This is a genomic window from Methylobacterium sp. E-016 (assembly GCF_022829745.1).
Classification (GTDB): Bacteria; Pseudomonadota; Alphaproteobacteria; order Rhizobiales; family Beijerinckiaceae; genus Methylobacterium.
On sequence record NZ_JAKSYF010000197.1, the window covers coordinates 47950 to 62054 of the forward strand.

At 70.8% G+C, this 14105-nt stretch carries 13 protein-coding genes; 9 read left to right on the forward strand and 4 right to left on the reverse strand.

Translation table 11 applies throughout. From position 1 onward, the window contains the following. Positions 1–34 precede the first annotated feature (34 nt). The 3 genes from glgX to MKK68_RS27735 all read left to right on the forward strand — a co-directional run bounded on the left by glgX (position 35) and on the right by MKK68_RS27735 (position 4710). Positions 35–2146, forward strand: coding sequence for a glycogen debranching protein GlgX (gene glgX / locus MKK68_RS27725; protein WP_244033589.1), 2112 nt, complete (start codon positions 35–37; stop codon positions 2144–2146). Between the two features lie 73 nt (positions 2147–2219). After that, positions 2220–3530, forward strand: a complete 1311-nt coding sequence (locus MKK68_RS27730; protein ID WP_187274737.1) for a glycosyltransferase family 2 protein — start codon at positions 2220–2222, stop codon at positions 3528–3530. Positions 3531–3561: 31 nt separating this feature from the next. Next, complete coding sequence (locus MKK68_RS27735; RefSeq protein WP_244033561.1) at positions 3562–4710, forward strand: glycosyltransferase family 4 protein; 1149 nt, start codon at positions 3562–3564, stop codon at positions 4708–4710. A gap of 10 nt (positions 4711–4720) precedes the next feature. On the opposite strand, the gene MKK68_RS27740 is transcribed toward MKK68_RS27735, so the two are convergent. The 3 genes from MKK68_RS27740 to MKK68_RS27750 all read right to left on the reverse strand — a co-directional run bounded on the left by MKK68_RS27740 (position 4721) and on the right by MKK68_RS27750 (position 8172). Next, positions 4721–5575, reverse strand: a complete 855-nt coding sequence (locus tag MKK68_RS27740; protein ID WP_244033562.1) for a class I SAM-dependent methyltransferase — start codon at positions 5573–5575, stop codon at positions 4721–4723. A 145-nt stretch (positions 5576–5720) separates the two neighbouring features. Beyond that, on the reverse strand, positions 5721–7463 hold the full coding sequence (locus MKK68_RS27745) for a hypothetical protein (protein WP_244033563.1): 1743 nt from the start codon (positions 7461–7463) through the stop codon (positions 5721–5723). A gap of 97 nt (positions 7464–7560) precedes the next feature. Further along, entirely contained in the window at positions 7561–8172 is a 612-nt protein-coding gene (locus MKK68_RS27750) for an urease accessory protein UreE (RefSeq protein ID WP_147728379.1), read from the reverse strand. 315 nt (positions 8173–8487) lie between these two features. Here MKK68_RS27750 and MKK68_RS27755 point away from each other — a divergent pair, with 315 nt between their 5' ends. The 4 genes from MKK68_RS27755 (at position 8488) to MKK68_RS27770 (ending at position 10798) form a co-directional block, all read left to right on the forward strand. Then, positions 8488–8757, forward strand: a complete 270-nt coding sequence (locus MKK68_RS27755) for a hypothetical protein (RefSeq protein WP_147858798.1) — start codon at positions 8488–8490, stop codon at positions 8755–8757. Between the two features lie 226 nt (positions 8758–8983). Then, a complete protein-coding gene (locus MKK68_RS27760) occupies positions 8984–9727 on the forward strand; it encodes a J domain-containing protein (RefSeq protein WP_147858797.1) in 744 nt (247 codons plus the stop codon). Next, positions 9724–10470 (forward strand): N-acetylmuramoyl-L-alanine amidase, encoded by a 747-nt coding sequence (locus MKK68_RS27765; protein WP_147728630.1) that lies wholly within the window; start codon positions 9724–9726, stop codon positions 10468–10470. The genes MKK68_RS27760 and MKK68_RS27765 overlap by 4 nt, the downstream gene beginning before the upstream one ends. Before the next feature lie 40 nt (positions 10471–10510). Continuing rightward, positions 10511–10798, forward strand: coding sequence for a hypothetical protein (locus MKK68_RS27770; RefSeq protein WP_244033564.1), 288 nt, complete (start codon positions 10511–10513; stop codon positions 10796–10798). A gap of 9 nt (positions 10799–10807) precedes the next feature. On the opposite strand, the gene MKK68_RS27775 is transcribed toward MKK68_RS27770, so the two are convergent. Further along, positions 10808–11824, reverse strand: a complete 1017-nt coding sequence (locus MKK68_RS27775; RefSeq protein WP_244033565.1) for a TerC family protein — start codon at positions 11822–11824, stop codon at positions 10808–10810. 206 nt (positions 11825–12030) lie between these two features. Here MKK68_RS27775 and MKK68_RS27780 point away from each other — a divergent pair, with 206 nt between their 5' ends. Continuing rightward, positions 12031–13323, forward strand: a complete 1293-nt coding sequence (locus MKK68_RS27780) for a TIGR03862 family flavoprotein (protein WP_244033566.1) — start codon at positions 12031–12033, stop codon at positions 13321–13323. Further along, positions 13320–14003 carry a spermidine synthase gene (locus MKK68_RS27785; protein WP_147858793.1) on the forward strand — a complete coding sequence of 228 codons (684 nt, stop codon included), beginning with the start codon at positions 13320–13322 and terminating at the stop codon, positions 14001–14003. Before MKK68_RS27780 ends, MKK68_RS27785 begins: the two co-directional genes overlap by 4 nt. Positions 14004–14105 lie beyond the last annotated feature (102 nt).

Consider the following 14105-nt stretch of genomic DNA (forward strand, 5'->3'; position numbering starts at 1 on the left):
GGGCCGGGGGGACCATTCCGTGTCGCAGTCACGCATGATCGCCGTCGACGACGGCGTGCCGGCGCCTCTGGGCGCCCATTTCGACGGGCGCGGCGTCAACTTCGCGCTCTTCTCCGAGCACGCGACGGCGGTCGACCTTTGCCTGTTCGAGCCGGGCGAGCGCCGCACGATCCGCCTGCCCTGCCGCAGCGACGACATCTGGCACGGCTACCTCCGCGGCGTCCTGCCGGGCCAGCTCTACGGCTACCGGGTGCACGGGCCGTGGGAGCCGGCGCGCGGCCACCGCTTCAATCCGTCGAAGCTCGTCCTCGACCCTTATGCCCGCGAGATCCGCGGACGGATCCGCTGGCACGACGCCCTGTACGGCCACCGCCGCGGGCTGCAGCGCGAGGATCAGATCGACCGGCGCGACAGCGCGGTCTACATGCCGAAATCGGTCGTCACCGCGCCGGAGGTTCCGAACCTCGCGCTGCAGCCGATCCGCCGCCCGCTCTCCGAGACGGTGATCTACGAGGCGCACGTCAAGGCGCTGACGATGACCCATCCGGCCGTGCCGGAAGCCGAGCGCGGCACCTATGCGGCGCTGGCCCATCCGGCGATCGTCGAGCACCTGTGGAAGCTCGGCGTCACCGCGCTCGAGCTGCTGCCGATCCAAGCCTTCGCCGACGACCGCTTCCTGGTCGACAAGGGGCTGGTGAACTTCTGGGGCTACTCGCCGCTCGGCTACTTCGCGCCCGATCCGCGCTATCTCGGCGACGGCGGCCTCGGCGGCCTGAAGGCGGCGATCCACGAGCTGAACGCCGCCGGCATCGAGACGATCCTCGACGTGGTCTACAACCACACCGCCGAAGCCGGCCATGCCGGGCCGACCTTGTCGTTCCGTGGCATCGACAACGCCAGCTACTACAAGCTCGACCCCGACAATCCCCGCCGCGACGTCGATTGCACCGGCTGCGGCAACACCCTGGACGTCGCTCACCCGCGGGTGATGCAGATGGTGCTGGATTCGTTGCGCCACTGGGCGACCGCCTACGGCATCGCCGGCTTCCGCTTCGACCTCGCCACCAGCCTCGGCCGGGCGCCCTCCGCATTCTCGGCCGAGGCCGCATTCTTCCAGGCGGTGGCGCAGGATCCGGTGCTGGCGCGGGTGAAGATGATCGCCGAACCCTGGGACCTCGGCGAGAACGGCTATCGCCTCGGCGGCTATCCGCGCGGCTGGAGCGAGTGGAACGATCAGTTCCGCGACGCCGCCCGTGGCTTCTGGCGCGGCGATGCCGGCCAGCTGGCCAAGCTGACCCAGGGGCTGACCGGCTCGCGCGAGGTGTTCGCGCCGTCGGGCCGCTCGCCGCTCGCCAGCATCAACTTCGCTGCGACCCATGACGGCTACACGCTCGCCGACGTGGTCGCCTACGAGGAGAAGCACAACGCCGAGAACGGCGAGGACAACCGCGACGGCCACGGCCACAACGTCTCGCGCAACTACGGCGTCGAGGGGCCGACCGACGACCCGGCGATCCTCGCCATTCGCGCCCGCCAGAAGCGCAACCTGCTCGCCACCGTGATGCTGGCGCAGGGCGTGCCGATGCTGCTGATGGGCGATGAGCGCTCGCGCACGCAGCGCGGCAACAACAACGCCTATTGCCAGGACAACCCGACGAGCTGGATGGACTGGTCGACCGATCCCGACCCGGATCTCGGCGCCTTCGTCTCGAACCTCACGCGCCTGCGTCGGGAGAGGCCGGCCCTTCGCCGTCGGCAGTTCTTCGACGGCACGCCGATCGCCCCCGGGAGCACCCTGCGCGACGTGCATTGGCTCTCGCCCTGCGGCGCGGAGATGAATTCCGACGCCTGGGCCGACGAGAGCCGTCGCGCCTTCGGGATGCAGATCGGCAACGACCTCGATCACGGCCGCATCCTGATTTTGATCAATGCCGATCCCCAGCCCTGCGACTTCCGCCTCGCCGCGGTGATCGGCGGGCCGTGGCAGACGGTCCTCGACACCACCGCCGCGACCGGCGCGGTCGCACCGGACGCCGCCGCGCACGCGGCGGAGGCGATCGTGCCGCTGCCCGGCCGCGCGATCCTGGTGCTGGCCGAGGCCGATGCCCGACCCGCGCGAGCGTCGGGCCGCTTCGTCAGCGCCTGAGCGGCCGCCGAAACCGAATCGCAACGCTTTGCAAACCATCCTGCCGCCCGGGCGAGACGCGGGTGGAAGCGGCATGGGCGGGCAGGACCGGGGCGGGCAGAACCGGGAGATCGCCGCCGACGCGGCGGCGGCCACGATCGACGTCTCGATCGTGATGCCGTGCCTCGACGAGGTGCGTGCCCTGCCGACCGCGATCGCCAGCGCGCGCGCCGCCCTCGAGACCCTCGCCGCCAAAGGCTTGGCCGGGGAGATCGTCATCGCCGACAACGGCAGCACAGACGGCAGCCAAGCTTTGGCCGAAAGCCTCGGCGCGCGGGTGGTGCCGGTCGCGGAGCGCGGCTACGGCGCGGCCCTCGCCGGCGGCTTCCAGGCGGCGCGCGGGCGCTACCTGGTGATGGGCGACGCCGACGGCTCCTACGAATTCCGCGACTCCGTCGCGATGGTCGAGGCTCTGCAGGGAGGCGCCGACCTGTGCATGGGCTCGCGCTTCCGCGGCGGGATCGCGCCCGGCGCGATGCCGTGGAAGAACCGCTACATCGGCAACCCGGTGCTCACCAGCATCCTTAACCTGCTGTTCCGCACCGGCGTCGACGACGCGCATTGCGGCCTGCGGGCGCTGACCAAGGGCTGCGTCAAGCGTTTGGCGCTGCGCGGCAGCGGCATGGAGTTCGCCAGCGAGATGGTGATCAAAGCGGCGCTGAAGGGCGAGCGCATCGCCGAGGTGCCGGCCACGCTCTCGCGCGACGTGCGCGGCCGCCCGCCGCACCTGCGCCCCTGGCGCGACGGCTGGCGCCACCTGCGCTACCTGCTGATGCTGAGCCCGACCTGGGCGTTCGCGGTCCCGGCAGGCGTGATGGGCGGTGCGGGCCTGCTCATCCTGCTGGCCGCTGGGATCAGCCTGTTCGTCGCGGAGCCGACCCAGATCCTGTTCGGCAACTATTGGGTCATCCTCGCCGGCGCCCTCGTCGGCCTCGGCCATAGCACGGCGCTGCTGGCCGCGGCGACGCACTTGTACGGGGTTCGCGCCGGGTATCGCCGGCCAGCAGCTTCGCTCGTTCGGTGGTCGCGCTGGGTGTCCCTCGAGACGATGCTCGCCGGGGGCACCGCCTGCTTCGCTGCGGGGCTGGCAGTCCTTCTCGGCGTCGTCGGCTATTGGTCACACAACGGCTACGGCCCAATCGGAACGATGCTGCCCGCCGTTGTCGGCACCTCGCTGCTGGTCGTCGGAACGCAGACCGGGCTCGGTGGCTTCCTCCTCGCCGTCATCGGTGGCAACGAGGCGGCGTTTCTCGCTCGTGACAAGTCTTCCAACTTGATCGAAGGCGCCTCGAACGAGGTTGATCCCGATCGGATCGGCAAGCGTAGCTTGCGCCGTGCGGCTTAGGCGCGTGGCGACCGCTCAGACAAAGCGGCACGTGTGCCTCGTCTACGATTGCCTCTACCCGCACACGATCGGCGGCGCCGAGCGCTGGTACCGCAATCTCGGCGACGCTCTGGCGGCGGCGGGGCACCGCGTCACCTATCTCACGCTGCGTCAATGGCCCGAGGGGGAGACTGCGCAGGTCCCGAACGTGGACATCGTTGCGGTCGGCCCGCGGATGGCCCTCTACGGGGCCGGAGGCAACCGCAGGGTATTGCCGCCCATCGTCTTCGGCCTCGGCGTTTTATGGCATCTGCTCCGCCACGGGCGACGCTACGACGCGATCCATACCGCGTCTTTCCCGTATTTCTCCTTACTCGCCATCGGCCTCCTGCAGCCGATCCATCATTATCGCGTATCGGTGGATTGGTTCGAATTCTGGTCGTTCTCCTATTGGACGCGCTACCTCGGCCGGCTGGGCGGTCGCATCGGGTGGCTCGTTCAGGGACTCTGCCTGCGCTTGCCCCAGAATGCCTTCTGCTTCTCCATCCTCGTCGCGCGACGCCTGACGGCGCAGGGGCTGCGGGCTCGGCCGGAGATCCTTCGTGGGCTCTGCGCGCAGTTGCCGACGTCTCGGGAGCCGTCACGCGCGGATCCCGTCGTCCTGTTCGCTGGCCGCCATATTCCTGAGAAGCAGGCTGCCGCGATCGTCCCGGCGCTCGCCCTGGCCGTCGCGGAGCGGCCGGACCTGCGTGCCCTCATCCTCGGCGACGGACCGGCACGGGGCGAGGTGCTCGACGCTGTCGATCGGGAGGGTCTCGGGGATCGCATCGACGTGCCGGGCTTCGTGTCCGCCGAGACAATGACCGAACATCTCGCGCGCGCGCTCTGCCTCATTCATCCGTCCGAGCGGGAGGGATACGGCCTCGTAGTGGTCGAGGCAGCCGCCCTCGGCACGCCGAGCATCCTCGTCCGGGGAGCGGACAACGCTGCGACGGAACTGGTGGAGGATGGCGTCAACGGGTTCGTCGCCGATAGCGCATCGCCCGAAGCCTTGGCCGAGGCGATCCTGCGCGTCGCGGCGGCCGGTCATACGCTTCGCTTGTCAACGGCCGCCTGGTTCGGGTGCCACGCGTCCAGCCTGTCGCTGGCATCGTCCCTCGATCGGGTGGTCGCTTCCTACCGTGCGGACCCGGCCGGGTAGATCCGACCCCTCATGCCCGCGTTCCGAAGACGAGAAGGCATGCCGCTGCATCGGGAGCGAGCGGCTGGTCACGCGGCGGCGCGAGATCGATGCCGAAGGCGGCAATATTGCCGAGGAGGCTCGCGATCGGGGCCGGCCACTGGCAGGGTCGTGTCGGGTCACGCAGTCCAAGGTCGCGCTGGATCTCGATCGGCCGGCTACGTTCGCCCAGAATCGTATAGAGCAGGCCACCGGTCATCCGCGACAGGTTCTCCCAGCGTCGGACCTGCCGGCCCTCGAGATACGTCTCGCAAGCTTCCACATCGAGGCCGTGGGCCGAGCACGTTTTCGTCCAAGCCGGCCCATCGAGATAATTTCGGTGCGCGATCCGCCGGTCGAGGGTCGCCAGATAGGTTTCGCGATCCGCACCGGGAAGCACGCTCCCGGCGAGAAGGTCGCGAAAGGCCGGAGCCGGCACCGTGAACAAGAAGCGTCCCTTGGGTTTCAGGACACGCGCGATCTCGGCCAAGGCTGCATCGAGGTCGTCGACGTGTTCCAGCACCGAGTTCGAGAGGGCGAAGTCAAGGCTGCCGTCCGGCTCCGGAACCGATCCGTCAGGGCTGTGGTGCAGTCGTTCGTAGAACGGGAATCGCCGTGCGGCGGCGATCTCCAGCGGATCGATATCGATGCCGATCAGGGGCCGCGAGCCGGCATGTCGAAGCAAGATGTCCGTCAGAATGCCGTCGCCGCATCCGAAGTCCAGGCCTGTCCCCTCGGGCAGGCCGTGCCGAACAAGGGCGCCGATCTCGATCGCACGCCAGAACGCGGTCGCCGGCTGTGCGGGGTAGGCCGCCATGAAGTCGCGAAGGAGCGTGCGTTCGATCACGGGATGGGCAACTCCGAAGGGAACCGGAAATTAGGTCGCCTTGGTTAACGATCCCGCCCGAAACGGCGTAAGGGGCTTTCCCGGGGGGCCGTCGCCTTGACGACCGGCGGCATTCGGAACGCGAGCCGGCGCCTGCCTCGCGCCTTTAGGGGACGGGCACGGCAGCCACCGAGCAGGGTATGGCCGGGACCGCGGGCGCCGTAAGTTCCTGCGCGAGGGCGATGCCGAACCGAGCGCCTTCGGTCTGTCCGAACAGCGCGATCGTCCGAGTGGCGCAGAGTTCGGCGAGCTTCTCCGTCGACAGCCGGCGCAGGAGAAGCACGGTCGGGCGTTCACGCAGGTACGGGTCGTTGCGGACGAGATCCATGCCGTAGACGAGGTTCGCATCGTCGACGAGGACGATGTCGGCCGGCGACCGGGCGATGGCCTCGACGGCTTTTGCATAGGGTGCGGCGAAGCGGTTCGCTTCGAGGGCGCGGCCGGGCACCAGGATCAGCACGGCAGCGATCCAGCCGAGGCCGAGGATGGCGGCGGCCACGCTTCGCCGGTGCGGGGCCGGTGTCCCGGTGATGCGGATCCACCCGTGGGCCGCGAGCAGGCTCGCATTGCCGATCAGCCCGTGGAGGTAGCGGTAGCCCCATCCGTGCCCCTGGTAGGGAAGCAGGACGAACATCGCTCCGACCGTGATGAAGAGGCCCGCCGCGAGCGGGCGGGCGAGACCTTCGCCGCGACGGATCGCCGGCCAGGCCAAAGCGGTTAGCGGCAGGAGGAGCGGGCTCTGCCATGCGGCGAAGCGGACGACGTTCATCGCCATGGTCTCCAGGCCGCGCCACTCGAAATCCCGCAGCAGCATGGCGACGCGCTCGACCATGAAGCCGCAACCGACCGCCTCGCCCTGCCCGGCGTAGCCCGTCGCGACCAGGAGGCCGTGCCAGTACAGCGTCCAGAAGGCCCCGATGGCGGCATAGGCGGCGAGATAGAGGGCGGCGAGGCGCCAGCGCCGGCCGGTGATGAGCCCGACCAGGAACGGCAGCGCGAAGAGCGGATGGAAGATCACCTGATGCAGGCCGCAGGCGAGGAATCCGGTCGCGATCGCGCCGCCATGCCCGAGGCGTCCGCCGCGCAGGAAGAGCTGCAGCCAGACGAAATTGAGCGCCAGATGCGCGGTCATCGCGTAGGGCGTCATTGCCGCTACGAGCACCTGCGGGCTCGTGGCCAGCATCAAGACCGCGACGAGGGCGGCGTCCGGCCGATCGGGCCACAGGCGGCGTGCGATCCCGGCGAGCGCGAGAACGGCGACCGCGAGGAGAACCGGGCCGGTGAGCGTCGGCGATGCGAACAGGGCGAAGGACGCGCGGAAAACCGCGTTGACCGGCAGGTAGGCGGAGACCCAGGCCGCATCGTTCGGCACCGGCAGCACGAAGCTCGTCGCCAGCGCCGGCACGCTGTGCCGCCATTCCGGCGCGATCGGCGCGATCGGGTGCCCGCCGAGGAACACCTTCGCATCGAAGTCGGCCATCACCTCGTCGTAGGACAACGGAACGCCGTGGAACACGACGAACGTTCCGATTAGCGTAACGAGCACGACGAGGAACCCGACGATCCCGATGCTGCGTGCCGGCGCCTGCGCGAGGCGCACCCAGCGCCCGAGGCCTTCCGGGATCGTGACGGTCGCCCCCAGCGCGAGGATGAAGGCGATGCCGGTGAGCCACAACGCGTCGGTGACGAAAAAGTAGTTGGTGATCGTCGGCGGGAGCGCGAGAACCTGCGGCAGGCCGAGCGCGGCCGCCAGCATCACGGCCGTACAAGCGAGGAGGGCGCGCCGAAGCGGGTCCGATCCCGCGATCCGGTCGCGCAGCGACGTCGACGGCGCTTGCGCTGGTTTCACGTCCCGACCTCGATCCCTCGTCGCCGTATCAGGATCGCAGGCGAGGCTTGCGATCCCGTGAAGCGTCGTCGGCCGGCGCGGTCGGCGGCGGGGCGTGTCAGTGATCGTGGCTGCAGCCGGGGCCATGCACGTGGGGCGCGTGATCGTGGGGCGCGGGATCGTGCGCGTGGTGATCGTGGCCACGATCGTCCGCGTGCGTGTGGTCGTGGCCATGGTCGCGATCGGCGTGGGCCGCGTGATCGTGGTGATCATGCGAATGGTCGTGGCCGCAGGTGCTGTGGTCGTGCGCCATGCGCTCGGGCCGGAAGGCGCGGTCGACCGGGCTCGCGGTGCAGCCCTGGCCGCGGACGAGCTCGGCCGTGGCCGGCGAGGCCGGGACGTGGAGCACCTCGGCGCCGATCTCGGCCGGGACGTGATTGCCGCCGAGCTGCCAGGCGAGGCGGATCAGGCGGGCCGGATTCTCGGCGCGGATCTCCAGCAGCGCCTCCGGGGCGGCCTTGACCGCGACCAGGCGGCCGTCGTCGAGGCGCAGGGCGTCGCCGTCCTCGAGCCCGGCGGCCTTGGTCAGGGCGAGGTCGATGTGCAGGCCGCCGGCGCTGTGGAGGTGTCCGTGCTGCGCCTGGCGCCCGGCATGATCGAGGCTGATCGTGTCGACGACCGCGTCGGGGCGGACCGCGGCCTTGCGGACGATCGTGGTGGCTCTCGGCATGGCACCCTCTCTCAGGCGGTGATCGGAAGGAACGAGGCTCGGGCCTCGCGGAACCCGCATCCGCAGGCTCTTACCCCGCACGATGCGCCGTGCCGAGGCCCATTCGCGCGCGGCCGGCCACGGGAACCGCGGCGCGGCCAGTCATCGCGGTCGCCGGCACGAGGTCGGGCCGAGCCCAGCTTTCCGGTGCCCGTCGCCGATCTCGACGGAACCTTGGCCGTGGCAAGTGCATTTCATGGCCGATAAGGCTAAGCTCGGACCGCACCATCACCACGGCGAAATGCCGGACCGGATGCACAAGGGAGTCACGGACTCATGAAGAAGCTCATCGCCGTCGCCCTCGCAGGCACCCTCGCCCTCTCGGTCGGCGCCTGCAACACGCCGCAGGACCGCGCCCTCGGCGGCGCCGGTCTCGGCGCCCTCGCCGGTGCCGCGATCGGCGGAGCCGCCACCGGCCGCGCCGGCGGCGCCCTCGCCGGTGCCGCGATCGGCGGCGCGAGCGGCGCCATCGTCGGCGCCTCCACCGCGCCGCGCTGCCCCTACGGCACCTACCGCGACGCCTACGGCGACGTGTACTGCCGCTGAGGCCTCGCCGCCGACCGAACGTCGAAGGGCCGGAGCCGAGCGCTCCGGCCCTTTCTTCGTTCCAGGCCTGGGCCGGAGCCGAGCGCTCCGGCCCTTCCGCGTTTCCGGTCGAGCCTGTATCCCCGGCGGCTTGTCGTCGCCGGATCCCGTCAGGGTCCCCGGCGGCACCGCATAGAGGCCTGCCGGTGACCGTTCCGCATCTCCGAAACATCCCCGCCGGGTCCCGATGAGCTCGGGGATCTGGGGCAAGATCGGCGGCGCCGGGATCGGCCTCGCCATCGGCGGCCCGCTCGGCGGGCTCGTCGGCGGCCTCGCGGGCCATTACCTCGTCGACCGCGAGGGTGCGCTGTTCGGGCCGATGCCGCGCGACGTGGTCTTCACCACCGGCCTCGTCGCGCTCGCCGCCAAGATGGCGAAGTCCGACGGGGTGGTGACCCCGTCCGAGGTCGAGGCCTTCGGCAAGGTCGTGCAGGTCGGCGAGGCGGAGCGCGCCCGCGTCACCCGGCTGTTCGACCTCGCGAAGCGGACGACCAACGGCTACGAGGCCTATGCGCGGCAGCTCGCCAACGCCTTCCACGACGAGCCGTCGCTGCTCGAGGACGTCCTCGACGGCCTCTTCCACATCGCCACCGCCGACGGCGCGATCCATCAGGCGGAGGAGGCCTATCTCCGCGCGGTGGCCGAGATCTTTGGGTTCGACGACGCCGCGTTCCGCCGCATCGCCGCCCGGCACGTGCGGCTGGCCGACGACCCCTACCTCGTCCTCGGGCTCGAGCACGGCGCCGACCCGGCTGCGGTGAAGGCGCGCCACCGCCAGCTCGTCGCCGAGAACCACCCCGACCGCGCCATCGCCCGCGGCCTGCCGCCCGAGGCGGTGGCGATCGCCACCAAGCGCCTCGCCGCGATCAACGCGGCCCACGACCGGATCCTCGCGGACGGCGCCGCCGCGGTGGAGGGCGGTTCGCCATGACACCGGACAGCCCGCTCGCCACCCGCATCCAGCCCTCGCCGAACCACGGCGAGCGCCTCGGCCCGCGGCCGGACATGCTGATCCTGCACTACACCGGCATGACGAGCGCGGCCGCCGCTATGCAGCGGCTCGCCGACCCGATCGCCGAGGTCTCGGCCCATTACGTCGTGCTGGAGGACGGCGCGATCTGGCAGATGGTGCCGGAGAGCCGCCGGGCCTGGCATGCGGGGCGGGCGTCCTGGCGCGGCGAGCGCGACGTGAACTCCCGCTCGCTCGGCATCGAGATCGTCCATCCCGGCCATGCCGGCGGCCTGCCGCCCTACCCGGAGGCGCAGATCGCCGCCGTGACAGCGCTCGCGCGCGACATCGTCTCGCGCTGGGCGATCCCGGCCGACCGGGTGCTGGCGCATTCCGACATCGCGCCCGGCCGCAAGGAGGATCCGGGCGAGACTTTCCCTTGGGGCCGGCTCGCGGCGGACGGCGTCGGCCATCACGTGCCGGAAGTGCCGCTGCGCGACGGGCGCTTCTTCGCCGAGGGCGATTCCGGGCAGCCGATCGAGGCGCTGCAGGCGATGCTCGCGCTTTACGGCTACGAGCAGCCTCTGACGGGCACATTCGATCGCCACATGCGGGACGTCGTCACCGCGTTCCAGCGCCATTTCCGTCAGGCGCGGGTCGACGGCATCGCCGACGCCTCCACCATCACCACCCTGCGCGACCTGATCGCGTCGCGGCCAAGCTGAGGCGGCCGTCAGGGCGCGATCGCCGAATCGCCTCCCTCCCATGTCGGCCGGACTCGCGTTGCTGGCCGCCCTCGCCGCCCCGGCCTCGGCCCAGAATGCGGGCGGGAGGGCGTCGATGAATTCGGCTGCGCCCGCCGCGACCCGTCCGGACCTGCCGGATCTCGGCCGGCCGCTCCAGGTCGCACGGGTCGTGGCGGAGGGGCACGTGCAATTCCTCGGGTCGGATGATGCGGACCCCACCCGCTCGAGCCTCGCGCCCGCCTGCCGCGACAGGGCTTGCGGCGGCATGAACGTCAGCTTCAGCGGCGTCTACCACCGGGGCGGCTGACCCTCCGGCTTAGGCCCGACCGTGCAGCTTGGCTTCGCGCGCATCCGCATGCGCCTCGCCCCGGGTGCGCCACAGGCTGTAGAGGATGCCGATCGTCAGCAGCACCACGGTCACCGCCAGCGACACCCACGGCGGCACGTGGACGAGGCCGAAGGTGTCGGCGACGACGATCTTCGTGCCGATGAAGATCAAGATGAAGGCGAGCGCCGTCTTGAGGTAGGCGAAGCGATCGACCATTGCTGCCAGCGCGAAGTAGAGCGCGCGAAGCCCGAGGATCGCGAAGATGTTGGAGGTGTAGACCACGAAGGTATCGGTCGTGATCGCGAAGATCGCCGGCACGCTGTCGACCGCGAAGATCACGTCGGCGCCGTTCACAAGCACCAGGGCGAGCGCCAACGGAGTGAGCCACAGGGCGGTCTTGCCGGTCCTGGCATCGGTCTTCCGCACCAGGAAATGCTGGCCGTGAAGCTCGGGCGTGATCCGCAGCTTCGCCCTGAGCCACCGCACGGCGGCGTGATCCTGGAAGTCGCCGGCGTCCTCCTCCTTGGAGAACAGCATCTTCAGGCCGGCATAGATCAGGAAGGCGGCAAACAGCGACAGCACCCAGGCGGCCTGATGCACCAGGGCGGCGCCGAGCCCGATCATCAGTCCGCGCAGCAGCACCGCGGCGAGGATGCCCCAGACCAGCACCCTGTGCTGGGCGGCGAGCGGGATGCCGAGCGCCGACAGGATGACCGCGATGACGAAGACGTTGTCCATCGACAGCGACTTCTCGACCACGAGCCCGGTAACGTATTCCTGGGCGGGCTGTGCGCCAAGGTACCACCAGATCCAGCCGCCGAAGGCGAGGCCGAGGCTGAAGTAGAAGGCGGTGAGGAGAAGGCTCTCCTTGACGCCGATCTCGTGCTCCTTGTCGCGATGGAGCAGGCCGAGATCGAAGGCGAGCAGGGCGGCGACAAGGGCGTGGAACCCGAGCCACATCCAGATCGGCTTGCCGAGCCACTCGACGTACATGAAATCGACCATGAGCGGGACCGTGATGCTTCTTTTGCAAGGAAAGCATCGGCTCCGACATCACGGAAGCATCTTGAGAGAGCATCCCGCCAGAGGGGCCCGCAGCCGATGAGCGGCAGTTAAAGACCCGAACGCGGCGAATCAAGGGCGGGCTCGAGCGATGCCGGTCCATGCAGGCATGCCTTGACAGCGGGGACGATCGGACGCCTTCCGCTGCGATGGACATGCGAGACGACGACGTGGCGCAGGACGACGCCTCCCGGAACGAGGTCGCGGTCGTCGGCGGCGGCCCCGCCGGGCTGGCGGCGGCCGAGGTGCTGGCCGCGGCCGGGCACCGGGTCGCGATCTACGACCGGATGCCGTCGGTCGGCCGGAAATTCCTGCTCGCCGGCCGCGGGGGCCTGAACCTGACCCACAGCGAGCCCGTCCCGGACTTCCTGCGGCGCTACCACCCGTCCGGCAGCCTGGCCGGGGCGATCGCGGCGTTCCCGCCGGATGCGTTGCGGGCCTGGTGCGATGGCTTGGGGGAGCCGACCTTCGTCGGATCGAGCGGGCGGGTGTTCCCGAAGGCGTTCAAGGCCTCGCCCCTTCTGCGGGCCTGGCTGCGCCGCCTCGAGGGCGCGGGCGTCGGCATCCGCACCCGGCACCGGCTCGTGGCCGTCGAGGACGGCACGCTGGTGTTCGAGACGCCGGACGGGAAGAGCTGGACGAGGCCGAAGGCGGTGCTGCTGGCGCTCGGCGGCGCGAGCTGGCCCCGCCTCGGCTCGGACGGAGCCTGGGTGACGATGCTGGCGAATCTCGGCGTCGCCGTCGCGCCCCTGCGCCCGGCCAATGCGGGCTTCGCGGTGGCATGGTCGGACCATTTCCGCGAGCGCTTCGCCGGGCAGCCCCTGAAGCGGATCGGGTTGACCGCCGACGGCGTGATCGTGCGGGGGGAGGCGCTGATCACCGCCGACGGCATCGAGGGCGGTGCGATCTACGCGGTGTCGCGGGCCCTTCGCGCGATGATCGAGCGCCAGGACAGGAACGGGAAGGACGCGGGAAGCAAGGGCGCCGCGCGCTTGGTGCTCGACCTGCGTCCCGACCTCAGCGCGAGCGCCCTCGCTGACCGGCTGTCCGACCCGCGGCCCGGCGAATCGATGGCGACGCGCCTGCGCAAGGGGGCCGGCCTGTCGCCGGTGGCGGCGGGGGTGCTGCGCGAGGCTGCGGGCGTCGCGCTGCCGGCCGACCCGGATGCGCTCGCCGGGCTGATCAAGGCCGCACCGTTGCGCCTGCACGCGATGGCGCCGATCGAGCGTGCGATCTCCACCGCCGGCGGTGTCGGCTTCGACGGGCTCGACGCGGGCTTCATGGTTCGGAAGCGGCCAGGCCTGTTCGTGGCCGGCGAGATGCTCGACTGGGAGGCGCCCACCGGCGGCTACCTGCTCCAGGGCGCGATCAGCAGCGGTCGGGCGGCGGCGGCCGGGATGGCGGCGTGGCTTGCCGGACGAGAGGACGTGAGCGCCGCATGATCCCCTGGGAGAACCTCGACACCGCTTCGATCCCCGGCGACGGCGGCACCCTGCGGCTGCGGCGGCGGGGCACCGAGTACGCGATCATGCTCGGCCAGAACGAGCTGATGAACAGCCGGCTCAGCGGCTCGGAGGAGGCGCTGGCGACCCTGGCCTGCGGCAGGATCGCATCGCGCAGGGCGCCGCACGTGCTGATCGGCGGGCTCGGCATGGGCTTCACCCTGCGCGCCGCGCTCGGTGCGCTGCCTCCCGGGGCGGCGGTGACGGTGGCCGAGCTCGTGCCCGCTGTGGCCGCCTGGGCGCGCGGCCCCCTCGCCGACGTGTTCGCCGGCATTCTCGACGATCCCCGCGTAACCTTGCGCGAGGTGGACGTGGCGCGCGCGATCGGCGAGCGGCCGGCCGCCTGGGACGCGATCCTGCTCGACGTCGACAACGGGCCGGACGGCCTGACGCGGGCCTCCAACGACCGGCTCTACGATCCGGCCGGCCTCGGCGCCGCCCATGCCGCCCTGCGTCCGGGCGGGGTCCTCGCGGTCTGGTCCGCGGGGCCTGACCGCAGCTTCGGCCGCCGCCTGCACGATGCGGGCTTGAGCGTCGAGGAGGTCGCCACCCGTGCCAACGGCCGAAAGGGCGGCGCCCGCCACGTGATCTGGCTCGCAGTACGTTCCGGCCGCGGCTGAGGCTGGAGTTACTTCATCCCCTGCGCGACCGACCGGCCGGTTCGAAGCGCGGGTCCCATCTCCCATAAGGAGAAGGACAGGTTGAGGGGCGTGAGCTTTGCG